Genomic DNA, 24,256 nt, shown 5'->3' with positions numbered 1-24,256 from the left:
CCTGGCCCTCAATGTCCGGAAATAGAGTAGAAATCCGCCGTGTATGGCGGATTACAGCTGTTGCATCATTTTTCGCACGCCGGCCACATGGCGGCGGCTGACGATCAGGGCGTCGCCGTTCAGGCCTTTGAGAAACAGCTGGAAATGCCCCAGGGGGGTGCGTTGCAGCCGCTCAATGCGTTCGCGGGCGACCAGTGCGTTGCGGTGGATCCGCACGAAACGGTCGCCGAATTCGTCTTCGAGGGCCTTGAGTGGCTCATCCAGCAGCACTTCGCCGCCTTCATGGCGCAAAGTCACGTACTTGTGGTCGGCAATAAAGTAGACCACCTGGCCCAACGGGATCAGTTCAATACCTTTACGGGTACGCGCGCTGATGTGGCTGCGTGGACCGCTGCCGGTTTCGGCGGCGGGACGAGTCAAGGCGGCGAGTTGGACACGATTGGGGCGTTCGGCTTTTTTCAATGCTTCATGTAGCTGTTCTGTGCGCACGGGCTTCACCAGATAGCCCACGGCGCTGGCCTGCAGGGCTTCCACGGCAAATTCATCGGGCCCTGTGCAAAACACCACGGCGGGCGGGGTTTCGCGTTCGCACAATCGTGCCGCCACTTGCAGGCCATCAAGGCCCGGCATGCGAATATCGAGCAGTACGATATCCGGCTTGTGGCTGTCGATCAGTGCCAACGCCTCTTCGCCATTCGTGGCGCTGGGCTCCAGGACGTTGTATCCCTCGAGTTCGCCGACCATTCGGCTCAGGCGCTCGCGGGCCAGGGGTTCGTCATCAACGATCAGGACATTCATATTGCGCTGGATTCCTGCGTGAGTCTCGCACAAAGATAGCGTAGACAGGTGAAGTGACGTCCGTCACCGCGATCCACGCTAAGACTAGCGCGAGGGCCAAAAAGTGCCGCGAGACCGGCGGCTAAATTTTCATCTGCCGGGTGACTGACGGCCCAGGCCCGCGTTGGCGAGGCATCGCCATAGGGTTTGCTGATACACAATATGAACACCCCTCTTCTCTCTATAGTCAGCTGCAGCATCGAGAAGTGCGCTGATCCTACTGTCCAACTGTAGACGGTTGCCGCGACGATATTGCTCAAATGAGAAATATCGTTGCGCAATTTATGCATCGCTTGCCTCGAGTATGGGTCGCCCCATGAGAAAAAAACGTATCGACCAGTGTCAGCGACAGGATTGGCAACCCTGTTATTATCCGCGTCAGCGTTCCACGCCATCTTTCTTCAAGCCGATACGAGCGAATTCATGAGCACTGACAAGACCAATCAGTCCTGGGGCGGCCGCTTCAGTGAACCCGTCGACGCCTTCGTTGCCCGCTTCACCGCCTCCGTCACCTTCGACCAGCGCCTGTATCGCCACGACATCATGGGCTCGATCGCCCACGCCACGATGCTGGCCAAGGTCGGCGTGCTGACCGATGCCGAGCGCGACAGCATCATCGATGGCCTGAAGACCATCCAGGGTGAAATCGAGGCTGGCCAGTTCGACTGGCGCATCGACCTCGAAGACGTGCACATGAACATCGAGGCGCGCCTGACCGACCGCATTGGCGTGACCGGTAAAAAGCTGCACACCGGCCGCAGCCGCAACGACCAGGTCGCCACCGACATCCGTCTGTGGCTGCGTGACGAGATCGACCTGATCCTGGCCGAGATCACCCGCCTGCAAAAAGGTTTGCTGGAGCAGGCCGAGCGCGAAGCCGGCAGCATCATGCCGGGCTTCACTCACCTGCAAACCGCGCAGCCAGTGACCTTCGGGCACCACATGCTGGCCTGGTTCGAAATGCTCAGCCGTGACTACGAGCGCCTGGTGGACTGCCGCAAGCGCACCAACCGCATGCCGCTGGGCAGCGCCGCACTGGCCGGTACCACCTACCCGATCGACCGCGAGTACACCGCACAGCTGCTGGGCTTCGACGCTGTCGGCGGCAACTCCCTGGACAACGTGTCCGATCGCGACTTCGCCATCGAGTTCTGCTCGGCCGCGAGCATTGCGATGATGCACTTGTCGCGATTCTCCGAAGAGCTGGTGCTGTGGACCAGCGCACAGTTCCAGTTCATCGATCTGCCGGACCGTTTCTGCACCGGCAGCTCGATCATGCCGCAAAAGAAAAACCCGGACGTGCCGGAGCTGGTTCGCGGCAAGACTGGCCGGGTGTTCGGCGCGCTGATGGGCCTGCTGACCCTGATGAAAGGCCAGCCGTTGGCCTATAACAAGGACAACCAGGAAGACAAGGAACCGTTGTTCGACGCCGCCGACACCCTGCGCGATTCGCTGCGGGCCTTTGCCGACATGATTCCGGCGATCAAGCCCAAGCACGCCATGATGCGCGAAGCAGCCCTGCGCGGTTTCTCGACCGCTACCGACCTGGCCGACTACCTGGTACGCCGCGGCTTGCCGTTCCGTGATTGCCACGAGATTGTTGGTCACGCGGTGAAATATGGCGTGGACAGCGGCAAGGACCTGGCGGAAATGAGCCTGGAAGAACTGCGCAAGTTCAGCGACCAGATCGAGCAGGACGTGTTTGCCGTGCTGACCCTGGAAGGTTCGGTGAACGCCCGTGACCATATCGGCGGGACCGCGCCAGCGCAGGTCAAGGCTGCCGTGGTTCGCGGCCAGGCGTTGCTCGCCAGCCGCTAATAGCAGCGCGGGCAAGCCCGCTCCCACAGGCTTCCCTGTCTGCCATAGATTTTGGCTGACCGGAGATCCTTGTGGGAGCGGGCTTGCCCGCGATGACTGACTTCAGAGCACTACAAAACTTACTTCTTCGACGCGATCATCTCCAGAAACGCGGGCATCGCCACGTCCTTGTCTGCCGCGATCCGCTGCACGTGCGGGTTCTGCCCCAGACGCTCCAGCAGCGCCCTGGCCGCTGGCATCTCAGCCAACAGATCGATATCGAACAGCTTCTGCGCGACGGCACAGGCCATCGGCACGCTGTACAGGAAATACAAATCCGCAATGCTGAGACTGTCGCCCGCTACATAAGGAGCGAACTTGCCGTGCCTGCCCAGAGAGGCGAACCCCAGCAGCAGCTCGGCCTTGGTTTTGTCCTTGATCGCCTCTGGCACTGACATGCCGAAAAACGCTTCGGGGTAGCAGGCGCGTGCCGGCAGTTCGATGTACAACTCGATTTCTTTGGCCAAAGCCAACGCCTGCGCTCGCTCGAAGGGCTCGCTCGGTAGCAGCGGCGTGCCTTTCTGACTCTGCTCGAGGTACTCGAGAATCACGCTGGTTTCGTTGATGAAGCCTTGTTCGACACCCAGTACCGGAACCTTGCCACGCGGGCTGATGGCCAGCATTTCTGGGCTGGTGCCAGGGTAAAACGGCACCTCTTCAAACGGCAGTCCCTTCTCCAGCAACGCCAGCTTGACCATGTTGTAGTAGTTGCTGACGCAAAATCCATAAAGCTTGAGCATTACATAGCCTCCAGGCCGTGCAGGGGGTTGGCAGCGCCAGTTATAGAACGCCCGGGCGTTTCTTGCCAGCAGCATCATGGTGCTGAATACAGGTAAACTGGCCGCCTTTCCTTGAGGAGCCTGCCATGAGCGAGCCAAACGACATCGACAATGACGAAGAAGAATTCGCTGAAACAACGCTGATCGAAGCGATCGAGAACCAGATCGAAAGCGACAACCCACCAGCGGCCAAGGCAACCTTCAACAAACTGACCCTGGTGGGTTACGAGCGGGAAGAAATCCTCAACCTGATGGCCCACGTGCTGGCAGTGGAAATCGACGCAATCCTCGAAGAAGACCGCGCGTTCAATACCGAATGGTACGAAGCGGCCCTGCGCGCGCTGCCAGAGTTGCCACCGGAAAAGCAATAACCCCGGCCCTCTCTATGTAGGAGCGAGCGGTGCGGCGATCCGACTTGCCCGCGAAGGCCCCACCGCAGCCTTCCTGAAAAACCGCGTCATCGCTCTTCGCGGGCAAGTCGGATCGCCGCACCGCTCGCTCCTACAGAAACCACGCCCCCGCCAGGGAATGCTCCCCCCGAGGCGAAAAAACCCTGTCACGAGCACTGGACATGCCTCACCGACGGGTTCACCTTAGTGGCGCTATCGTCTAATTCCTAGAAAGTCTGGAGTCCTTATGTCGCTTACCCCTGAGTTGGTTGCCGAACTGGAAATCCTCGCACTCTTCAACCTGGACAGCTCCCAGGAAGGTTTGAAAATTCATCAGACCGCTGCCCCGAAAGCCATTGCCGCCGCACAAAGACTGTTCGACAAAGAATTGATCACCCAGCCCGATGGCGGTTATCTGACCAGCCTGGGGCGTGACGCCGCACAAAATGTGCAGACCGTTCTCACCATTCTGTCCGTCCGGGAAACTGCCTGAGCACCACCGCATTGCCCACGGAAAGCTCTGTCACGGGATTTCCGCGGGCACACTTGATTACCGCCCCTGTTACCTGCTGTCGCCAAACGATAGAAATCTGACGCCAGGAAAACAAAATCAGCTTAAAAGTCCCGGGGCCGAGGCACTAAACTACCCCTCATCCTGAGCCCTCCCACGTCCGAGCCCCGCGAGCCGGATTGAGCTGACATGACCCGCACCCATGAAATCCGCCCTGATCTGGACGAGGGAATCGACCGCAAGGTTCTCAGCCAACTGCGCGCCCGTTTTCTGAAGCTCAACGAGGGCCGCATGGCCCGAGCCATGGAAGGGTTGTCGACCCGCCAGCAAACGGTTCTGACCCTGCTTCCACTGTTTTTTCACGTCAATCATCCGCTGTTGCCAGGTTACGTTTCGGGTAGCACCCCGGCCGGGTTGTCCAATTACGAACCCGACACCAACACCCTCGCCGAAGCCCAACGCCTGACCCGCTCGTTTTCCTACAAGCCGCGCCATGGCAGCAATCCGCCGCGACCGATTCACGGCCTGTTCCTGATGGGCAGCCTCGGCACCCTGGCCCAGGCCGATCAGAGCGACATGGACGTGTGGGTCTGTCATGGGCCGGACCTGAGCGAAAGCGAGCTCACCGAGCTGCGCAAAAAATGCCAGTTGCTGGAAGCGTGGGCCGCCAGCCAGGGCGCCGAAGCGCATTTTTTCCTGATCGACCCGGCCCGCTTCGTGCTCGGCGAGCGCGATACGCAGTTGAGCTCGGAAGACTGCGGCACCACCCAGCACTATCTGCTGCTGGACGAGTTCTATCGCACCGCAATCTGGCTGGCCGGACGCACCCCCATCTGGTGGCTGGTGCCGGTTTACGAAGAGGCCGCGTACAACCGTTACACCCACACACTACTTTCCAAGCGTTTCATTCGTGCCGACGAAACCCTGGACCTGGGGCATCTGGCGTACATCCCGCCCGGGGAGTTCATCGGCGCCGGGCTCTGGCAGTTGTTCAAAGGCATCGAGTCGCCCTACAAATCAGTGCTCAAACTGCTGCTGACCGAGGTCTATGCCAGCGAGCACCCCAAGGTCCATTGCCTGAGCCTGCGTTTCAAACAGGCGGTGTTTGCCAATCGGCTGGACCTCGATGAGCTGGACCCGTACATGGTGGTTTACCGGCGCATCGAGGAATACCTCACCGCCCGGGGTGAACCGGAACGGCTGGAGCTGGTACGTCGTGCGCTGTACCTGAAGGTCAATCGCAAGCTCACCGGCAGCAGCGGTCGCACCCAGAGCTGGCAGCGTTCGCTGCTCGAACGTCTGGCCCACGAATGGCATTGGGATCAGCGTCAACTGGCATTGCTCGACAGCCGCAGCCAGTGGAAAGTCCGCCAGGTCAGCGCCGAACGCCGGGCCTTGGTCGGTGAACTGAATTACAGCTACCGCTTCCTGACACAGTTTGCCCGTAACGAGCAGACCGTCAGCCTGATCAACAAGCGCGACCTCAATGTGCTGGGCCGGCGGTTGTACGCGGCCTTCGAGCGCAAGGCCGACAAGGTCGAATTCATCAACCCGGGCATCGCCCCCGATCTGGCCGAAGACACCTTGACGCTGGTGCAGGCCCCGAACAAGAGAGAAACGGGACAAACCCAATGGGCTTTGTACAATGGCAGCCTGACCGCCCACGAGTGGGAACATTTCGCGCCAATCAAGCGCAGCCGCCAGTTACTCGAACTGCTCACCTGGTGTCACCGTAACGGCGTGATCGACAGCAGCACCCGCCTGGCCCTGCACCCCGGCACCAGCGACTTGAGTGAGTTCGAACTGTTCAACCTGCTCGGCAGCCTGCAGCAAAGCATCGTCCTGCCCCTGGCTACCGTCGCCGAAGAACCTTTGCTGCGCGCCAGTGTGCCGAGCGAAGTACTGATTCTGGTGAACGTCGGCGTCGATCCACTCAAGCACCATCGCGACATGAACATCCTGATGACCACCGAGCGCACCGATTCCCTGAGTTATGCCGGCGTGCGAGAAAATCTGGTGTTGACCCTGGATCAGGTCACGCTCAACAGCTGGAACGAAGTGCTGGTCAGCCGCTTTGACGGCCCCCACGCCCTGCTCGACTGCCTGCGCGATTACCTCAACAACTTGCCAAGCGGCCCACAGCAGCCCAAGTTGCGGGTGCGTTGCTTCTGCCACAACCGCGCACAATTCATTGCCCGACGCGTCGAAGAAGTTCTCGATACCGCGCAAAACCTGCTGCTGAGCAAACTCAATCATCGTTACCTGATTCAGGTCCAGCAGCATTACCACGTGCTGGAGCTGGTACCCGGCCAGGTCAATCACGTTGCCCTCGCCACGCTGCCAGCGCTGTTTGATTACCTCGGCGAAGAGCTGGCGAGCTACAGCCCGCTGCATCTGGACCCGATGGCGCTGGAAGACCACGACCTGGCGCTGATCCTGCCCATGGGGCAACCCGACTGCGTTCAGGTGTTCTACCGGATCAACGAACGCCAGGCCGATGTGTACGTACTGGATGAATTCAATGCCCTGTGGCAGCAGCGCTTGCCCTATCACGATGAACAAAGTCTGCTGGTGCCGCTGCAACGTTTCCTGCAATCGATCCAGTACCGGCGCGACGCCTTGTTGCCGATGGACACCGCCCAGCCGCTGAGCCTGGAGACTTTGTATTACCAATTGTTGCCTTCAGGCGCCGCGCGGGCGCGTCGGGTCGAAGCCCGGCCGGCGCCGCAAACCCCGGTCAACAAACCGTTCTATGACGTACAGGCGATCGTCGGCAAAGCCGCACCGGGGCAGGTGCAGGTCACGTTGTATTGCAATCAGCGGGAATTTTCAGAGCTGGAACATGGCGACCAACTGTTCAGCGTGGTCGCCCGGGAAATCGTCGAGCAGCGCCGCGAGATCGAACGCTATCGCTGCTACATCACCGACCTGGATCTGTCGGGCCTGCTCGGTGATGGTCAGAGTTCAAGCCAGTTGTATCTGCGCTACAAGGCCGATCTGGAGCGCGCATTGAACGAGGCGCTTGAGCAGGTCTGAGGGTTTTATTCCGGAAAGTCGCCGCCATTGGCCGGTTGCGACTCGACTGCCAGCAAGGTCAGCTTCAGGGTTTTGCCACCCGGAGCTGGCCAGTCAATGTGCTGACCGACCTTGAGACCCAGCAGTGCGCTGCCGACCGGCGCCAGAATGGAAATCCTGCCTTCGTCGGCATTGGCATCCTTGGGGTAGACCAGGGTCAGGTGATAATCCTTGCCACTGCTCTCTTCACGGCAATGCACTTTAGAATTCATGGTCACGACATCGGCTGGCACCTCTTCGTGACCGACCAGGGTATCGGCGCGATCCAGTTCGGTTTGCAGCGCGATGACGCCCGGCAGCGAGTCATCCAGGCTATCGATCAGGCGCTCCAGACGTTGCACGTCCAGACGGGTAAGGGTGATGGAAGGTGCGGTCATGATCAGGGCAGACTCCTTTCTTCTGCGCGAAAAAAGCAAAACCCCGCCAGAAAAAGGCGGGGTTTTCACGAGCCTCGATGGGTTGAGGCGTATCTGGACACTATCACAGCTCAATAAATAAACAAGCGGGGGGCGACCACGGCCCAGCGCTGACCATTGTGGCGAGGGAGCTTGCTCCCGCTGGGGCGCGGAGCGGCCCTAAAAACCTTGCGGCTGCTTCGCACCCGAGCGGGAGCAAGCTCCCTCGCCACAAAAGCCCTTAAGCCAAGACTTTGCGTTGTGCAGCCTGCGCACAAATCACCCGCCGCCGCTCATCATCGGCCGAGCGCCATTCGCGAATATCTTCGACATGCCGAAAACACCCCAGGCAGACCTTCTGCTCATCCAGCCGGCACACGCCGCTACACGGCGAAGGCACGGCCGGGCTGACGTTGCTATAGAGCGGTTTGGGCGGGCGAACGGGCGCAGGCTGGGTCACGATCTCACAGACCTTCGAAATCGAGTTCGACGTCGGCTTGCTGCTTGACGATGCGCTCGAGCATCTCGCCCAGTTGCTCGTCGCTCTTGTCACACATCCAGCGCTTGCTCTCTTCGTCGTAGTCGAAGTGGAAGCCACCCGACACCGCCGCCAACCACAGCTGACGCAACGGCTCCTGACGACTGAAGATCAACTGGCTGCCGTTTTCGAACTTGACGGTGAGCACACCGGCCGAGCTCTCCAGATCGATATCCAGGTCACTCTCATCGAAAATATCCTCCAGCGTCTGCTGGGTGGCATCGACCAGGTCGTGAAAACGGGCTTCAGTCAAACTCATTACGGGAACCTCAAAAAGTGTCTACTCACGCTCAAGCGCCGCAAGATACGGGCGAGCCCCGATGATTGCAAAGAATAACCACCAAGGACGAGGTGCGGTACGAAATATCCCTGCGCGACGCAGGACAAGTTACTGCGCCACAGCCAAAGGCCCGCCGGACGGGAGCCGCGTTACATAGGCAAGCTGCCGGGTGGCCGGTATACTCCGGCGCAATTAACGCATTTTCAAGGATTTCGCCATGAAGCGCCTGATCTCTTCCCTTGCTGCGATCGTCGCGGTTGCCTGCCTGGTGTCGGCCTGTGGTCAAAAAGGCCCGCTGTACCTGCCCGATGAAAATCAGGATCCTGCAGAGCAGGCCAAGTCGTCGCAACAGTCTCCGTCGAAAGCACACAAGCACGACGTCTACCAATAAGGGAACGCCATGGACGCTTTTAACTACCGTGACGGTGAGCTGTTCGCGGAAGGTGTTGCCCTGTCCGCCATCGCCGAACGCTTTGGTACACCGACCTACGTCTACTCCCGAGCCCACATCGAAGCCCAGTACCTGGCTTACGCCGATGCGCTGGCCGGCACGTCGCACCTGGTCTGCTTTGCGGTCAAGGCCAACTCCAACCTGGGTGTACTGAATGTCCTGGCCCGTTTGGGCGCCGGTTTCGACATCGTTTCCCGTGGCGAACTGGAACGTGTCCTGGCCGCTGGCGGCAGCCCCGAAAAGATCGTGTTCTCCGGTGTCGGCAAGACCCGTGACGACATGCGTCGCGCCCTGGAAGTCGGCGTGCACTGCTTCAACGTCGAATCCACCGACGAGCTCGAGCGTCTGCAAGTAGTCGCCGCCGAGCTGGGCGTTCGCGCGCCGATCTCGCTGCGCGTCAACCCGGACGTCGATGCCGGGACGCACCCGTACATTTCCACCGGTCTCAAAGAGAACAAGTTCGGCATCGCCATCGCCGACGCCGAAGACGTGTACGTCCGCGCCGCGCAACTGCCTAACCTGGAAGTGGTCGGCGTCGATTGCCACATCGGCTCGCAACTGACCACCCTGCCGCCCTTCATCGATGCCCTCGACCGCCTGCTGGGCCTGGTCGACCGCCTCGGCGATTGCGGCATCTACCTGCGCCACATCGATCTCGGCGGCGGTCTGGGCGTGCGTTATCGCGATGAAGAGCCGCCATTGGCCGCCGACTACATCAAGGCCGTGCGCGAACGTCTCGACGGTCGTGACCTGGCGCTGGTGTTCGAGCCAGGCCGCTTTATCGTCGCCAACGCCGGTGTGCTGCTGACTCAGGTCGAGTACCTCAAGCACACCGAACACAAAGACTTCGCCATCGTCGATGCGGCCATGAACGACCTGATCCGCCCGGCGCTGTACCAGGCCTGGATGGACGTTACCGCCGTACGCCCTCGCGATACCGCGGCGCGTGCCTACGACATCGTCGGCCCGATCTGCGAAACCGGCGACTTCCTGGCCAAGGACCGTCAGCTGGCGCTGGAGGAAGGCGATCTGCTGGCCGTGCATTCGGCCGGTGCCTACGGGTTTGTCATGAGTTCCAACTACAACACCCGCGGCCGCGCCGCTGAAGTGTTGGTGGACGGTGATCAGGCATTTGAAGTGCGTCGCCGCGAGACGGTAGCCGAGTTGTTTGCTGGCGAAAGCCTGCTGCCGGAGTAAACCCATGCTGCTGCGTTTTACCAAGATGCACGGCCTGGGCAATGACTTCATGGTTCTCGACCTGGTCAGCCAGCACGCGCACATTCTGCCCAAGCATGCCAAGCAATGGGGCGATCGGCACACCGGCATCGGGTTCGACCAATTGCTGATCGTTGAGGCGCCCAGCAACCCGGATGTGGATTTCCGCTATCGGATCTTCAACGCCGATGGCTCCGAGGTGGAACAGTGCGGCAACGGCGCACGCTGCTTCGCCCGCTTCGTGCTCGACAAGCGCCTGACCGCCAAGCGGCAGATTCGCGTCGAGACCAAAAGCGGCATCATCGAACTGGACATCCGCAACGATGGCCAAATCAGTGTCAACATGGGCGCCCCGCGCCTGGTGCCGGCCGAGATTCCGTTCGAAGCCCCGAGCCAGGCCCTGAGCTATCAGGTCGACGTCGACGGCACCATGGTCGAACTGGCTGCGGTGTCCATGGGCAACCCCCATGCCGTATTGCGGGTCAGCGACATCAATAAAGCACCGGTGCATGAACTGGGGCCGAAAATCGAACATCACCCGCGCTTCCCGGCACGGGTCAATGTCGGTTTTCTCCAGGTCATCGACCGGAACCGCGCGCAGTTGCGCGTCTGGGAACGCGGGGCCGGGGAAACCCAGGCCTGCGGAACCGGCGCCTGTGCTGCCGCAGTGGCCGCGATCAGCCAGGGGTGGATGGATTCGCCGCTATTGATCGACCTGCCCGGCGGGCGTCTGTCCATTGAATGGGCAGGCCCTGGCCAACCGGTCATGATGACCGGCCCGGCAGTACGCGTATACGAAGGACAAGTGCGTCTTTGAGTGAGCCAAATCCATGACCGACAAGCCCCAGGTTCCCGCCCTACAGCCCGACGAATCCCCTTCCGAAAGCCTTGAGGCGGCGGCGATTGCCGCGTACCTGGAGGCTCATCCGGATTTCTTCATCGCGCATGAAGAACTGCTCCCGGCTCTGCGCATTCCGCACCAGCGCGGCGACACCATTTCGCTGGTCGAACGCCAGATGACGATTCTGCGCGACCGCAACATCGAGTTGCGTCATCGCCTCTCGCACTTGATGGACGTGGCCCGCGACAACGATCGCCTGTTCGACAAGACCCGCCGTCTGATTCTCACGTTGATGGACGCGACCAGTCTGGAAGACGTGGTGATCGGTGTCGAAGACAGCCTGCGCCAGGATTTCCAGGTGCCCTTCGTCAGCCTGATCCTGTTGGGCGACAACCCGATGCCGGTAGGCCGCTGGGCCACCCACGCCGAGGCACAAACGGCCATCGGCGGCCTGCTCTCGGAGGACAAAAGCGTCAGTGGCAGCCTGCGTGAGCATGAGCTGGACTTCCTGTTTGGCGAAGAACAGCGCAAACAGATCGGCTCCACGGCCGTCGTCGCCATCAGCCACCTGGGTATTCATGGCATCCTGGCCATCGCCAGCCGCGATCCGCAGCACTACAAGAGTTCGGTGGGCACATTGTTCCTCAGCTACATCGCCGAAGTCATGGGCCGCGTGCTGCCACGGGTCAACAATTCCCTGCGCTCGGTACGCTGATCGTGGAACGGCAACTGGACGCTTACTGCGAACACCTGCGCAGTGAGCGGCAGGTGTCGCCTCATACGCTGTACGCCTACCGCCGCGACCTCGACAAAGTGCTGGGCTGGTGCGTCAAACAAAACATCGGTAGCTGGGCCGCGCTGGATATCCAGCGCCTGCGCAGCCTGGTTGCTCGCCTGCATGCTCAAGGCCAATCGTCCCGCAGCCTGGCACGGCTGCTCTCGGCAGTGCGCGGGCTCTACCACTATCTGAACCGCGAAGGTCTGTGCGAACACGACCCGGCCAACGGCCTGGCACCGCCCAAGGGCGAACGCCGCCTGCCGAAAACCCTCGACACCGACCGCGCGTTGCAACTGCTGGAGGGCGCGGTTGAGGATGACTTTCTGGCGCGTCGGGATCAGGCGATTCTGGAGTTGTTCTACTCCTCCGGCTTGCGGCTTTCGGAGCTGACCGGGCTCAACCTTGATCAGCTGGACCTGGCTGATGGCATGGTCCAGGTCCTCGGTAAAGGCAGCAAGACCCGGCTGTTGCCAGTGGGTAAAAAGGCTCGCGAAGCATTGGAACTATGGTTGCCGTTGCGGGCCATGACCAACCCGGCGGATGACGCGGTGTTTGTCAGCCAGCAAGGCCGGCGCCTCGGTCCTCGGGCGATTCAGGTGCGGGTCAAAGCCGCTGGCGAGCGCGAGCTGGGGCAGAACCTGCACCCGCACATGTTGCGACACTCTTTCGCCAGCCATTTGCTGGAGTCCTCGCAAGACCTGCGCGCCGTGCAGGAACTGCTCGGCCACTCGGACATCAAGACCACCCAGATCTATACCCACCTGGACTTCCAGCACCTGGCGACGGTCTACGACAGCGCCCATCCACGGGCCAAACGCATTAAAGGCGATGATTCATGACCATCCAACTGATCACCTTCGACCTCGACGACACCCTGTGGGACACCGCCCCGGTAATCGCCACCGCCGAAGCCATATTGCGTGAATGGCTGACCGAGCATGCGCCGAACCTGGGCGCGGTGCCGGTGGAGCATTTGTGGTCGATTCGCGAGCGGGTGTTGAGCAACGAGCCGAGCCTCAAGCACCGTATCAGCGCGCTGCGTCGGCGGGTGCTTTTTCATGCTCTGGAAGAGGCAGGTTACGACCATGGTCAAGCCTCAGACCTGGCTGATCAAAGTTTTGAAGTGTTTCTGCATGCCCGGCATCAGCTGGAAGTATTCCCCGAAGTCGAGCCAACGCTGGAGACGCTGGCCAAGCACTACGCCCTCGGTGTAGTAACCAACGGCAACGCCGATGTACGCCGACTGGGCCTGGCGGATTACTTCAAGTTTGCCCTGTGCGCCGAAGACATCGGCATCGCCAAACCGGATGCGCGACTGTTTCATGAAGCGCTGCGCCGTGGCGGCGCGACCGGCGAGACCGCGGTGCATATCGGCGACCATCCCGGCGATGACATTGCCGGTGCCCAGCAGGCGGGGTTGCGGGCAATCTGGTTTAACCCGACGGGCAAAGCGTGGGAAGCCGAGAAGGTGCCGGATGCCGAGATTCGCAGTTTGACTGAGTTGCCTGCGCTGCTCGCCCGCTGGAATGCTGCCTCAGCCTGACACAACAATCTGTGGGAGCGGGCTTGCCCGCGATGAGGCCGTTGCATCCAACATTGATATTGCTTGATAAACCGCTATCGCGGGCAATCCCGCTCCCACAGGGGGTTGCATTCAGCTCAAATAATTTTTTGTAGCTCGAATGAAAAAGCCCGCAGCGACGGCGGGCTTTTTCAGCAAGCAGGAAGCAGGCGCTTAGATAGGCCGGCTGCCGTACTTGTTGTCAGGCTTCTTGGGAGGATCGGCGACCACATTGGCCTCCACTTCCTGCACCTTGCCGCCCCGTGCCAGAAACTCTTCCATGGCCTTGGCCAGGGCATCGCGTTCCTTGTTCTTGGCTTCGACACTCGGCAGCTCATCGACCGATACTGCAGCCTTGGCTTTGCCTTTGGCAGTCGGAACGGGCACATCGCCGCCATCGTCTTCAGCGACGTCTTCTGCCGCTGCTTCAAGGCCTTCTTCGGTTTCGTCGTCGTCGCCTACTTCGAGGTCGTCGTTTTCCAGATCATCGTCGCTCATGTTCTACCTCATGACTTGCGAAAAGCAGATTAGTTATAGCCCAGCTTCGCCATCTGTCGAAGGCCGCCGGAAAAAATTCAACCACCGCTGGTGACCAGCGGTTTATGCCCCTTCACCGTGCACGGTGGCGAGGACTTTACGGGCACCGCCATGATCACGGTGCTCGCCCAGATAAACGCCTTGCCAGGTTCCCAACGCCAGTCGGCCTGCCGAGATCGGCAAACTGAGCTGACAGCCAAGCACGCTGGCCTTGAAGTGCGCCGGGAGGTCGTCCTGGCCTTCGTCGTTATGCTCATAGTCGTCCGCTCCTTGTGGGATCAGACGATTGAAAAATCGTTCGAAGTCGCGACGTACCGCCGGATCGGCGTTCTCGTTGATGGTCAACGACGCCGAGGTATGCTGTAGCCACAAATGCAACAGACCGACCCGACATGCCTTGAGTTCAGGCAAGCCGGCGAGTAACTCGTCCGTTACCAGATGAAAGCCCCGGGGCCGTGCCCGCAGGGTAATCAGAGTCTGTTGCCACATACAGTTCTCCGCACGTTCGGGGCGCATTCTAGCGCGCTCTGGGAAAAAACAAAGGCCCTAATATTCCTTCAATCGTGTAAGCCATTGGCCGCAGAAAAACACCCGTTGTAAACGCCCCTGAACGTATATGAAAAAACCTTTCAGCCTTTCCATCACTGACAAAACCAAGACAAAAAAATGCCCGGCAAGCCGGGCATTTTTTTATAGGCGTGCTTACAAGTTGTAGCCGCGTTCGTTGTGCAGCGCCAGATCGATGCCGACTGCTTCTTCTTCCTCGGTGATGCGCAGACCCATGACAGCGTCCAGCACCTTGAGGATGATGAAGGTGACGATCGCGGTGTAGATCACCGTGAAGCCCACGCCTTTGCACTGAATCCAGACTTGAGCCGCGATGTCGGTGACGGTGCCGAAACCACCCAGGGACGGTGCCGCGAACACACCGGTCAGGATCGCGCCGAGGATACCGCCGATGCCGTGCACACCGAAGGCGTCGAGGGAGTCGTCGTAACCCATTTTGCGTTTCAGCGTCGTGGCGCAGAAGAAGCACACCACGCCCGCCGCCAGACCGATGATCATCGAGCCCATCGGGCCAACGGTACCCGCCGCCGGAGTGATCGCAACCAGACCGGCAACCACGCCCGAAGCGATACCCAGTGCGCTCGGTTTACCGTGGGTCAGCCACTCGGCAAACATCCAGCCCAGGGCTGCTGCGGCGGTAGCGATCTGAGTCACCAGCATCGCCATGCCGGCAGTGCCGTTGGCAGCAGCAGCGGAACCTGCGTTGAAACCGAACCAGCCGACCCACAACATCGCAGCGCCCATCAGGGTATAGCCGAGGTTGTGCGGAGCCATCGGGGTGGTCGGGAAACCTTTACGCTTGCCCAGTACCAGGCAGGCAATCAGACCGGCCACACCGGCGTTGATATGCACCACGGTGCCGCCGGCGAAGTCGAGCACGCCCCAGTCGCCCAACAGCGAACCCGGACCGCTCCAGACCATGTGCGCAATCGGCGCGTAAACCAGGGTGAACCAGATCCCCATGAACACCAGCATTGCGGAGAACTTCATCCGCTCGGCGAAAGCACCGACGATCAGCGCGGGGGTGATGATGGCGAAGGTCATCTGATAGGTGACAAACACCGCCTCGGGAAACAGCGCCGCAGGGCCGGTAATGCTGGTAGGCGTGATGCCGGCGAGGAACGCCTTGGCGAAGCTACCGACAAACGAATTGAGGTTGACGACGTTGGCTTCCATACCCGTTGTGTCAAACGCCATGCTGTAGCCGTAAAGGAACCACAGAATGGTGACCAGGCCGGTAATGGCGAAGCATTGCATCATCAACGAAAGAACGTTTTTGGAACGAACCATGCCGCCGTAGAACAGCGCGAGGCCGGGGATGGTCATGAACAGCACAAGGGCTGTCGAGGTCATCATCCAGGCGGTATCGCCGGAATTGAGGACTGGAGGCGCCACCGGATCTGCCGCCATGGCCAGGCCAGGCATTACGATGGACAACAGGGCTCCTAGCCCTGCGAATTTACGCAGAGTCATTTTGTTTTCTCCTGGGGCGTTGGGTTTGTGGCGGCTTAGATTGCGTCGGTATCGGTTTCGCCGGTACGGATGCGAATCGCCTGTTCCAGATTGACCACGAAGATCTTGCCGTCACCGATCTTGCCGGTGTTGGCAGCCTTGGTTATCGCCTCGATAACCCGGTCCAGATCCTTGTCGTCAATGGCGACATCGATCTTCACCTTGGGCAGAAAATCGACCACGTACTCCGCGCCGCGATACAGCTCGGTGTGACCCTTCTGCCGACCGAAGCCTTTGACCTCAGTAACGGTAATGCCCTGCACGCCGATCTCGGACAACGACTCGCGCACATCGTCCAGTTTGAACGGCTTGATGATGGCAGTGACTAGCTTCATGAAAACTCTCTCCCGAATTGGTGGACTTGCCCCAGGAAAACAAACCCGACTCAAGTCTAAGCGCAGTGCCTGGCTTTGTAACGCATCGTTCGGCCTTACCTGCCCGTCCGACGCCAGCTAACCACTCCGCACGAAACTTCCCCCGTTCCGCTTGGCGCACTGCATTCGTCACAGCGACTGCATCAGTGCATGGGTCACCAGCGACTAAGCAGAAAGCTTGCCATCTATCCAAAACCCATTAATTTCAAGCCCTTGGCCGCTACCGCAGGCCCCTCCAGCCGATTGACGCCACAGTTACGCACAACAACAGTGCGCGGCTGTCCACTCGCATGCGCGAAAAGCGTGCATCCAAGCCGCCGAGATTGACTATAGACACTGCGTGGTACACTGCGCGCCATTGTTGACAGGACATTTCCCATGCTCGCGCCCAAAGACTTCCTCGACGCCCTGAGCGGCACCGCCTCCCGCCTCTTCAGCGGCGACACCCCACTGCCGAAAAGCGAAATCGAAAGCCAGTTCAAGGCCCTGCTGCAGAGCGGCTTCAGCAAGCTGGACCTGGTGAGCCGGGAAGAATTCGACAGCCAGATGGTCGTACTGGCACGGACCCGGGCCCGGCTGGAGAGCCTTGAGGCGAAAGTGGCGGAGCTGGAAGCGAAGCTCAATCCAGTTGCTGACGCCGAGTAACCTGATCGTTCCCGTGCTCTGCGTGGGAACGATCATTCAATGTTTTCTGTAGGAGCTGCCGAAGGCTGCGATCTTTTGATCTTCCGCCCCGCCACCATCTCGGCAACGTCCTACAAAAATCACACCGCCGTCCGATTGCGTCGTAAGGCCTCCAGTTTCTATGCTCATCCCCAGCTGAATGTTCAGCTCTGGGTTTGGCGACCCGGAAGACCCCGACGCACCGCGACCACATTCGACCGAGGAATTTGTTCCCATCTCGAATTATGGCGGCTATGCGTGGGAGACCTTCGGGTCTGCCGGTTTTCGGGCGTCACCGGTTCGCCAACCCGCGCATGGCTGCCATCCTTTTCGTTTGGCGACGATCAGAGGCAGTTTTCTTCATTTGATCCCGAGAACTGCACCATGGACGAAAACTATCTAATCCCCCACATATTCACCCGCCACAAACTCCACCTCCACGCCCTCCTCCTGGAAAACCAACCCTGGTTCAGCGCCCGCGACCTCGGCCGATTGCTCAGGCTGTTCCTCGACGAACGCGCGCTACGCAAACTCGATCCCGACCAACACCAAACCGTACAAATGCTGATCCACGGCACCATCGAAAACACACTGCTGATCAGCGAATCCGGCGTCTACGCATTACTGGTCTACCACTACTGCCCCGAATACCGAGGCCTGCGCGAATGGCTGACCCACGACGTGGTCCCAACCCTCAGAGACGCCCAGCAACCCGCCTCAGCCGAACGCCCGATTCTGAGCCTGCTGAATTGGCCGCAGATGTCGTTGAGTTTGCTGCACTGGAATAACCAGCCGTGGATTCGGTTGCAGGATGTTCCGCAACTGCTGCCGAATGAGGAACGACCGCGAAGTATGGTCAATGCTCCGTGGTGGAAGCGTGCGTCACGAATACTCCAGGCATTCTGAACGACAAAAAAACCCCACGTTTATCGCGTGGGGTTCGTTCAGGAACAGAGGTTCAGGCGCAGTGCGGGAGCCGCTCAACCTGATCCCGGATCGCAGCCCCTCGTTCGATCTCGGCTTTTCGCAAATCGTATGTCGATTGCAGGTTCAGCCAAAACTCGGGAGTCGTGTCCAGGCAGATAGATAGCCTTAGAGCCATATCGGCACTGACACCTCGACGCTGAAGCACGATGTCATTCACCGTAGGCGTCGAAACGCTCAACGCTCTGGCCAAGGCTGCAGCCGTAAGGCTCAGAGGCTCCAGGTATTCCTCTTTGAGGATCTCGCCAGGGTGAACCGGGCGCATACCATTCTTAGTCATTGCTCACCTCAGTGATAATCGACGATTTCGACATTCTCTGGTCCGTTAAGACCCCAAACAAAGCAAATTCGCCATTGAGCGTTGATGCGGATGCTGTGCTGACCTTTTCGATCTCCTTCCAGCGCCTCCAATCGATTGCCTGGTGGTGATCGAAGGTCCATCAGCACCGCAGCAGCATCAAGCATCGTCAGCTTTCGTTCCACGACACTCAGAATGGCTGACCACATACGGGTCTTTCCGTTGCGAAACAGGTACTCGGTCTCAGAACACTTAAAGCTAACGATCATAATTTAAAGCTTAACGTTATGCATTAATCTTGAGTATATAACCTGAATTCACTAATGCAAACGCGGTGTTGCGATTCTTGCCCCCCCTCTCAAAACTTTAGGAAAAGGACTACCTGAGCCCTTCAGAAGGCTTTCGAAATCCAGCCGAGTCCTACAAAAACAAGCGCCAATTCCCATTGCATCAAAACCGTGTCCACCTCTTAAGCTGACTGACCCAAAAAAACCAATCTACAAATCCAAAAGGTCGCTATGAAATCTAAAAAACAAAAAGCCAAACTGTTACTCGCCACTGAATATCATGCTGAGGCACTCCGGTTAGCCGGGAGCGTATCGGCCAATCAACGCCGCTTTTTTGATGTTGCCGCTGCTCAGGGCAAAGAACTTGAACCGAGTGGCTGGCTTGCAGGCACGAGCCTGACGAAGCTCCCGGATTAGCTCACCAAAACTCGCAACATCCTGCGAAAGTTTCCTTCCCTTGCCGCCACGCTAAACCCTCACTCCCCGTCTACCCTTTAAGAAACCGCAGGAAGCGGTTCCCCGCCAGCTCAAGGAACGACCATGTCCCTATCCATCGTCCACAGCCGCGCCCAGATTGGCGTGGATGCGCCCGCCGTCACCGTAGAAGTGCATCTGGCCAACGGCTTGCCGTCGCTGACCATGGTCGGGCTGCCCGAAGCGGCGGTGAAGGAAAGCAAGGACCGGGTGCGTAGCGCGATCATCAATTCCGGCCTGCAATTTCCAGCGCGGCGCATCACCTTGAATCTCGCTCCCGCCGATTTGCCGAAGGATGGCGGGCGATTCGATCTGGCGATTGCCTTGGGGATTCTATCGGCCAGCGTGCAGGTGCCGACGTTGACGCTGGATGACGTGGAGTGCCTGGGAGAGTTGGCACTGTCAGGCGCGGTACGGGCCGTCCGCGGGGTGTTACCGGCGGCGCTGGCGGCACGCAAGGCCGGGCGCACGCTGGTAGTCCCGCGAGCGAATGCCGAAGAAGCCTGCCTGGCGTCGGGGTTGAAGGTGATTGCGGTGGATCATCTGCTTCAAGCGGTCGCGCATTTCAATGGCCACACGCCCATCGAACCCTATGCTTCCAATGGCTTGCTCTACGCCAGCAAACCCTATCCAGACTTGAACGAAGTGCAGGGACAACTTGCGGCCAAGCGCGCGTTGCTGATTGCAGCGGCAGGGGCTCATAACCTGTTGTTCAGCGGTCCGCCGGGGACGGGGAAAACGCTGTTGGCGAGTCGTCTGCCGGGACTGTTACCGCCATTGGCCGAGAGCGAAGCATTGGAAGTCGCGGCGATTCAATCGGTCGCCAGTTGTGTGCCGCTGAGTCATTGGCCTCAGCGTCCCTTCCGACAGCCACACCACTCCGCTTCAGGCCCCGCACTGGTGGGTGGCGGTTCGAAACCGCAACCCGGCGAAATCACTCTCGCCCACCATGGTGTGCTGTTCCTTGATGAGCTTCCAGAGTTTGATCGCAAGGTATTGGAGGTGTTGAGAGAGCCACTGGAATCCGGCCACATCGTGATTTCCCGCGCCAAGGACCGCGTTCGCTTTCCGGCGCGCTTTCAACTGGTGGCTGCGATGAATCCCTGCCCCTGTGGATATCTTGGCGAGCCAAGCGGCCGTTGTTCCTGTACGCCGGACATGGTGCAGCGCTATCGCAACAAGCTGTCGGGGCCGCTGCTGGATCGCATCGATCTGCACCTGACAGTTGCTCGCGAAGCCACGGCGTTGAATCCTGCGTTAAAACCCGGCGACGATACAGCCACCGCCGCCGAGCTGGTTGCCGATGCAAGAGAGCGGCAACACAAACGCCAAGGTTGCGCCAATGCCTTCCTCGACCTGCCAGGCCTACGTCGGCACTGTAAGTTATCCACAGCCGATGAAAACTGGCTGGAATCCGCCTGCGAGCGTTTAACTCTGTCGCTACGAGCGGCCCATCGACTGCTCAAGGTTGCTCGCACCTTGGCGGACCTTGAGCAAGTCGATGGCATCACCCGTGAACACTTGGCCGAAGCGCTGCAATATCGACCGACAACACTCTAGTCGGTGTCACCCCTTGGTCAGATCAACCAACGGCGTCTGCCGCACCTCAGTCTCGCGCCCAGCCTGAATCTCGCTCACCTGCTTCAACGCCTTATCCACAGCCGCTTTATCCGACAACAAGCTGTAGCTGATGCGGAACTGTTTCTGCTCCTTCGCGCCAATCGTCGGCACCAGGTTCAGTGGCCGCTGATACCGGCGGTTGTAGGAAAAGCTCGTTCCCGGCTCCAGCCCCGTGACGTAGCCCTGGCCTTGGGTATCGGTGTTTTTCCACAGGGAGAACACCGGCAGTGTTTGAGTGTTGAAGCCGACCGAGACACCCAGACTGCCGGCCTTGTTATGCAGCACGGTCAACGTATCGCCCTTGGCATCGGCATACGGCACCACGTTGTAAACCGTCTCGTCGTAGTCCCTGGTCGGTGCGCGGTAGGTTTGCCAGTCCGCGAGATCGCCTTTGGCTTTGTCGTTGAAAGGTGAGACCTGCTTCACCGGCGCGGCGAAGCGAGCGCCCTCCTCCAGGAACGGCGTGCTGAAGTTGCTGTGATACAGCGCCTGGTATTCCTTCGGATAGTCGCCGTTGTTGGTCAGGGTGTCGTTGAGAGCGAACACTACGCTGCCGGGCTCGGTCACCAGTTCGGTCGCGACGGAGAAGTCGACTTTCTTGAATGCCTGCTCTTTCAGCTCGCCGCGCAGGCTGATGGCGTATGGCGGTTTTTCATCGATGTGCAGGGTGACTTTGTTGGCCGGGATGTTGGCGGCGCGACCGTGCAGGGTCAGCAGTTCGCCATTGTCGATGCCAGGGTGGCCGACCCATTCATAGCCGCAGCGGGTGACCAGCTCATTGAAACCTTCCAGCCAGCCCAGGCCACCGCGGCCATTGAGCTCGATGAAGGACGGGTTGACCACTTCCTTGACCGGCGAATCCCAGCCCATGCGCACGTTGCCGACCGAGGCCTGCAAGACGTTCATGCCGCGAGTCGGTACCACCGAGAGTTTCATCGCGCCGTTATCGATGTCGACGATGCTGACGCCCTCCTGCCGACCGCCATGCAAGGTGCGCAGGGTCACAGAAAAGGGTTTGTCGGTTTTTACACCGAGTTGCTGGCTGGTGATCTGCCAGTTCTGAGCGGCTTTATCGGTATCGAGCAGGACGTAATCCCAGGCCATGGCGTGGGAAGCAGCGGACAATGCGCTGAGGGCAACGAAGAGTTTGAGCGGGGTCATGGCAGCAGCCTTTCTTGGAGTTGTGCCATTTTTATAAACTTGAAGAAACGTTTCAGCAAGCTTAAAAACGCAAACAACGCGGGTAAATGCCAAGAAAGACAATTAATGAGGAGTTGATCTTCAGATTTTGGACAAATCGTAATCGAGTCGATCCCTTCGCGGGCAAGCTCGCTCCCACATGATCTCTAGCGTTCACAGGTACTGTGTTCACCGCCGATCCAAATGTGGAGCTTGCTCGCGAAAGCTGTTTCGGAAGCGTCCGCCTCAACGAAACCGGTCAACCTCATGGCGCAAGTCCGCCGCGAGCTTCTCCAGCTCTTTGGCAGTCACCGCCAGGTTCGACACCACTTCCCGCTGCTCACTGTTCGCCAGGGCAATGCTTTGCAGATTGCTGCTGAGCAAGGTCGCGGTGCTGCTTTGTTCCTGGGTTGCAGTGGTGATGGCAGCGAACTGTTGACCGGCCGAGCGGCTTTGCTCGTCGATCCGCGCCAGCGCCGAAGCAACGTTGGCGTTGCGCGAAAGGCCTTCCTGCATCAACACATTGCCCTGCTCCATGGTGCTGATGGCGTTGCCGGTTTCCTGCTGGATGCTTTGAATCATCCCGGAAATCTCATCAGTGGCCTGGCGGGTGCGTGAAGCCAGGTTGCGCACCTCATCGGCCACCACTGCAAACCCACGGCCTTGCTCACCGGCGCGGGCGGCTTCGATGGCCGCGTTGAGCGCCAGCAGGTTGGTTTGCTCGGCAATCGCCGTAATCACCCCGACAATACCGCCGATTTCCTGGGAACGCTGACCTAGAGTATTGATCACTGTCGCGGTGCTGTTCAGCGCACCGGCGATTTGCTCCAGAGACGAGGACGCTTCGTCCATCGACGTACGACCGATCTGGGTTTGCTGTGCGTTTTCCTGCGCCAGACGCTGGGTGTTGCCCATGTTGTCGGCGATGTTCAGCGAAGTGGCGCTGAATTCTTCCACGGCGCCGGCCATGCTGGTGATTTCGCCGGACTGCTGCTCCATCCCTTCATAGGCACCACCAGACAGGCCGGACAATGCCTGGGCGCGGCTGTTGACCTCTTCCGAGGCTCTACGAATGTGCTCGACCATGGTCGACAAGGCCTGACTCATCTGGTTGAAGGCGCGGGCCAACTGACCGATTTCGTCGTTGCTCGACACGTTCAGGCGTACGCCCAAATCACCGGCGCCCAAGGCTTCGGCCTGACGCACCAGATCGCCCAGCGGCGCCAGCTTACTGCGCAGCAACCAGACCGCCGCCCCCACCGCCAGCAACATCGCCAGCAGGCTGCCGATGGCCAGGCGAATGCCGACGTTCCAGGTCACCGCGCGGATTTCGGCTTTCGGCATGCTCGCCACCACCGACCACGGCCCGCCGTCGAACGGCACGGCAATGCTGTAGAAGTCTTGCGACTTGTCGCTCCAGAAATCGCCCTTGCCCGGTGTCTTGGCCAGACCGACGATGGCCGGGACTGCCACGTCCAACGCTTGCACACCGGCGATCGGCACCAGCCATTTGTTCTGCTCATCGAGCAGCGCCAGGGAGCCGGTCTGGCCGATGCGGAAGCGTTTGAGGTTCTCGAACTGGGCGTTCTGTGCGTCGGTGTAATCGAATCCCACGAACAGCACGGCAATCACCTTACCGCCGCTGTCGCGTACGGGGGTGTACTGAGTCATGTAGGACCGTTCGAAGAGCAAGGCGCGACCGACGTAGCTCTGCCCGGCCATCAAGCGCGCATAAGCCGGGTGAGCGTGATCCAGCAGTGTGCCGATGGCCCGGGTGCCGTCCTGTTTGCTCAGAGAGGTGCTGACCCGAATGAAGTCTTCGCCGCTGCGCACGAACAGCGTCGCAACGCCGGCAGTCATTTGCTTGAACTCGTCCACTTCTTTGAAGTTGTTATTCAACACTTCGCTGCCCAGGTGCAGGCCCGGGGTCTGCACGCCCGCCACGGCCACCGGCTCATCCGGGTGCACGCTCAAACCGGCGCTGAAGCGCTTCTCGAACAAACCGCTCAGGCGCTGGGTACTTTCACGCAACGTGCCGTGGAACGTGCTCAGCTGATCGGCCAGCAGCCGTGCCTCGCTGGCCAGGTGCTCTTCCCGGGTGGCGAGGTTGGCAGCGTCCAGCGAGCGCAGGGCAAACACGGTGCTGCCGCTGATGACAACCGCCAGTATCACGGCAAGCGCAAGACCCAGCTGTGAGGCAATCCGAGCACGTGGTTGAGACATGACAGCTCCTGACCCAGTGAGCCGGATCATC

The 24,256-nt window shown here is 59.9% G+C and carries 27 protein-coding genes; 14 read left to right on the top strand and 13 right to left on the bottom strand.

Annotation, left to right across the window (positions count from 1 at the left end; translation table 11 throughout):
- Positions 1–51: 51 nt before the first annotated feature.
- The gene (locus tag J3D54_RS09435) at positions 52–798 is read right to left on the bottom strand and encodes a LytTR family DNA-binding domain-containing protein (RefSeq protein WP_007899317.1); all 747 of its coding nucleotides are present in this window, start codon (positions 796–798) and stop codon (positions 52–54) included.
- 462 nt (positions 799–1,260) lie between these two features.
- On the opposite strand from J3D54_RS09435, the gene argH reads away from it, so the two are divergent.
- The gene (gene argH, locus J3D54_RS09430; RefSeq protein ID WP_253417650.1) at positions 1,261–2,655 is read left to right on the top strand and encodes an argininosuccinate lyase; all 1,395 of its coding nucleotides are present in this window, start codon (positions 1,261–1,263) and stop codon (positions 2,653–2,655) included.
- Between the two features lie 119 nt (positions 2,656–2,774).
- Here the strand turns inward: argH and J3D54_RS09425 are convergent, their stop codons facing one another.
- Entirely contained in the window at positions 2,775–3,434 is a 660-nt protein-coding gene (locus tag J3D54_RS09425) for a glutathione S-transferase family protein (RefSeq protein ID WP_253417649.1), read from the bottom strand.
- Positions 3,435–3,559: 125 nt separating this feature from the next.
- On the opposite strand from J3D54_RS09425, the gene J3D54_RS09420 reads away from it, so the two are divergent.
- The 3 genes from J3D54_RS09420 to J3D54_RS09410 all read left to right on the top strand — a co-directional run bounded on the left by J3D54_RS09420 (position 3,560) and on the right by J3D54_RS09410 (position 7,409).
- The gene (locus tag J3D54_RS09420) at positions 3,560–3,844 is read left to right on the top strand and encodes a hypothetical protein (RefSeq protein WP_253417648.1); all 285 of its coding nucleotides are present in this window, start codon (positions 3,560–3,562) and stop codon (positions 3,842–3,844) included.
- A 265-nt stretch (positions 3,845–4,109) separates the two neighbouring features.
- On the top strand, positions 4,110–4,355 hold the full coding sequence (locus tag J3D54_RS09415) for a TIGR02647 family protein (protein WP_007894898.1): 246 nt from the start codon (positions 4,110–4,112) through the stop codon (positions 4,353–4,355).
- A 207-nt stretch (positions 4,356–4,562) separates the two neighbouring features.
- The gene (locus J3D54_RS09410) at positions 4,563–7,409 is read left to right on the top strand and encodes a class I adenylate cyclase (protein WP_253417647.1); all 2,847 of its coding nucleotides are present in this window, start codon (positions 4,563–4,565) and stop codon (positions 7,407–7,409) included.
- 5 nt (positions 7,410–7,414) lie between these two features.
- Here J3D54_RS09410 and rnk read toward each other — a convergent pair whose 3' ends face one another.
- From rnk to cyaY, 3 genes are all read right to left on the bottom strand, one after another.
- Positions 7,415–7,825, bottom strand: coding sequence for a nucleoside diphosphate kinase regulator (gene rnk, locus J3D54_RS09405; RefSeq protein WP_253417646.1), 411 nt, complete (start codon positions 7,823–7,825; stop codon positions 7,415–7,417).
- Between the two features lie 259 nt (positions 7,826–8,084).
- Complete coding sequence (locus tag J3D54_RS09400; RefSeq protein ID WP_253417645.1) at positions 8,085–8,303, bottom strand: DUF1289 domain-containing protein; 219 nt, start codon at positions 8,301–8,303, stop codon at positions 8,085–8,087.
- 4 nt (positions 8,304–8,307) lie between these two features.
- The gene (gene cyaY / locus J3D54_RS09395) at positions 8,308–8,640 is read right to left on the bottom strand and encodes an iron donor protein CyaY (RefSeq protein ID WP_018927535.1); all 333 of its coding nucleotides are present in this window, start codon (positions 8,638–8,640) and stop codon (positions 8,308–8,310) included.
- Between the two features lie 238 nt (positions 8,641–8,878).
- On the opposite strand from cyaY, the gene J3D54_RS09390 reads away from it, so the two are divergent.
- Genes J3D54_RS09390 through J3D54_RS09365 form a run of 6 tightly spaced genes read left to right on the top strand, consistent with a single transcriptional unit; the run spans position 8,879 to position 13,489 of the window.
- The gene (locus J3D54_RS09390) at positions 8,879–9,052 is read left to right on the top strand and encodes a lipoprotein (RefSeq protein ID WP_253417644.1); all 174 of its coding nucleotides are present in this window, start codon (positions 8,879–8,881) and stop codon (positions 9,050–9,052) included.
- Positions 9,053–9,061: 9 nt separating this feature from the next.
- A complete protein-coding gene (gene lysA / locus J3D54_RS09385; protein WP_253417643.1) occupies positions 9,062–10,309 on the top strand; it encodes a diaminopimelate decarboxylase in 1,248 nt (415 codons plus the stop codon).
- Positions 10,310–10,313: 4 nt separating this feature from the next.
- Positions 10,314–11,144 carry a diaminopimelate epimerase gene (dapF, locus tag J3D54_RS09380; protein WP_253417642.1) on the top strand — a complete coding sequence of 277 codons (831 nt, stop codon included), beginning with the start codon at positions 10,314–10,316 and terminating at the stop codon, positions 11,142–11,144.
- Positions 11,145–11,157: 13 nt separating this feature from the next.
- A complete protein-coding gene (locus J3D54_RS09375) occupies positions 11,158–11,883 on the top strand; it encodes a DUF484 family protein (RefSeq protein ID WP_253417641.1) in 726 nt (241 codons plus the stop codon).
- Between the two features lie 2 nt (positions 11,884–11,885).
- Positions 11,886–12,785, top strand: a complete 900-nt coding sequence (gene xerC, locus J3D54_RS09370; protein ID WP_253417640.1) for a tyrosine recombinase XerC — start codon at positions 11,886–11,888, stop codon at positions 12,783–12,785.
- Positions 12,782–13,489: an HAD family hydrolase gene (locus J3D54_RS09365; protein WP_253417639.1), complete on the top strand. Its 708-nt coding sequence runs from the start codon at positions 12,782–12,784 to the stop codon at positions 13,487–13,489. The genes xerC and J3D54_RS09365 overlap by 4 nt, the downstream gene beginning before the upstream one ends.
- Positions 13,490–13,681: 192 nt before the next feature.
- On the opposite strand, the gene sutA is transcribed toward J3D54_RS09365, so the two are convergent.
- From sutA to glnK, 4 genes are all read right to left on the bottom strand, one after another.
- The gene (gene sutA, locus J3D54_RS09360) at positions 13,682–14,005 is read right to left on the bottom strand and encodes a transcriptional regulator SutA (RefSeq protein ID WP_018927530.1); all 324 of its coding nucleotides are present in this window, start codon (positions 14,003–14,005) and stop codon (positions 13,682–13,684) included.
- A gap of 102 nt (positions 14,006–14,107) precedes the next feature.
- Positions 14,108–14,533, bottom strand: coding sequence for a secondary thiamine-phosphate synthase enzyme YjbQ (locus tag J3D54_RS09355; RefSeq protein WP_253417638.1), 426 nt, complete (start codon positions 14,531–14,533; stop codon positions 14,108–14,110).
- Positions 14,534–14,746: 213 nt separating this feature from the next.
- Positions 14,747–16,084 (bottom strand): ammonium transporter, encoded by a 1,338-nt coding sequence (locus J3D54_RS09350; protein WP_253417637.1) that lies wholly within the window; start codon positions 16,082–16,084, stop codon positions 14,747–14,749.
- Between the two features lie 35 nt (positions 16,085–16,119).
- Entirely contained in the window at positions 16,120–16,458 is a 339-nt protein-coding gene (gene glnK, locus J3D54_RS09345) for a P-II family nitrogen regulator (RefSeq protein WP_002555808.1), read from the bottom strand.
- Positions 16,459–16,875: 417 nt separating this feature from the next.
- Between glnK and J3D54_RS09340 the strand changes: the two genes are divergently transcribed.
- Both J3D54_RS09340 and J3D54_RS09335 read left to right on the top strand, forming a co-directional pair.
- Positions 16,876–17,142 carry an accessory factor UbiK family protein gene (locus J3D54_RS09340; RefSeq protein WP_019580496.1) on the top strand — a complete coding sequence of 89 codons (267 nt, stop codon included), beginning with the start codon at positions 16,876–16,878 and terminating at the stop codon, positions 17,140–17,142.
- Positions 17,143–17,544: 402 nt separating this feature from the next.
- Positions 17,545–18,066, top strand: coding sequence for a Bro-N domain-containing protein (locus tag J3D54_RS09335; protein WP_253417636.1), 522 nt, complete (start codon positions 17,545–17,547; stop codon positions 18,064–18,066).
- Between the two features lie 52 nt (positions 18,067–18,118).
- On the opposite strand, the gene J3D54_RS09330 is transcribed toward J3D54_RS09335, so the two are convergent.
- Entirely contained in the window at positions 18,119–18,424 is a 306-nt protein-coding gene (locus J3D54_RS09330) for a HigA family addiction module antitoxin (protein ID WP_030129123.1), read from the bottom strand.
- An 8-nt stretch (positions 18,425–18,432) separates the two neighbouring features.
- Positions 18,433–18,711 (bottom strand): type II toxin-antitoxin system RelE/ParE family toxin, encoded by a 279-nt coding sequence (locus J3D54_RS09325; protein WP_123499512.1) that lies wholly within the window; start codon positions 18,709–18,711, stop codon positions 18,433–18,435.
- A 249-nt stretch (positions 18,712–18,960) separates the two neighbouring features.
- Here J3D54_RS09325 and J3D54_RS09320 point away from each other — a divergent pair, with 249 nt between their 5' ends.
- Positions 18,961–19,146: a hypothetical protein gene (locus J3D54_RS09320; protein ID WP_253417635.1), complete on the top strand. Its 186-nt coding sequence runs from the start codon at positions 18,961–18,963 to the stop codon at positions 19,144–19,146.
- A 123-nt stretch (positions 19,147–19,269) separates the two neighbouring features.
- Positions 19,270–20,763 (top strand): YifB family Mg chelatase-like AAA ATPase, encoded by a 1,494-nt coding sequence (locus J3D54_RS09315; protein WP_253417634.1) that lies wholly within the window; start codon positions 19,270–19,272, stop codon positions 20,761–20,763.
- A gap of 6 nt (positions 20,764–20,769) precedes the next feature.
- Here the strand turns inward: J3D54_RS09315 and J3D54_RS09310 are convergent, their stop codons facing one another.
- Together J3D54_RS09310 and J3D54_RS09305 are read right to left on the bottom strand one after the other, a co-directional pair.
- Positions 20,770–21,984, bottom strand: a complete 1,215-nt coding sequence (locus J3D54_RS09310; protein ID WP_253417633.1) for an aldose 1-epimerase family protein — start codon at positions 21,982–21,984, stop codon at positions 20,770–20,772.
- 264 nt (positions 21,985–22,248) lie between these two features.
- On the bottom strand, positions 22,249–24,225 hold the full coding sequence (locus J3D54_RS09305; RefSeq protein ID WP_253417632.1) for a methyl-accepting chemotaxis protein: 1,977 nt from the start codon (positions 24,223–24,225) through the stop codon (positions 22,249–22,251).
- Positions 24,226–24,256 lie beyond the last annotated feature (31 nt).

The sequence above is a fragment of the Pseudomonas sp. GGS8 genome (assembly GCF_024168645.1).
In the GTDB taxonomy this organism is placed as follows: Bacteria; Pseudomonadota; Gammaproteobacteria; order Pseudomonadales; family Pseudomonadaceae; genus Aquipseudomonas.
This window is presented reverse-complemented; position numbering and strand designations above follow the sequence as displayed.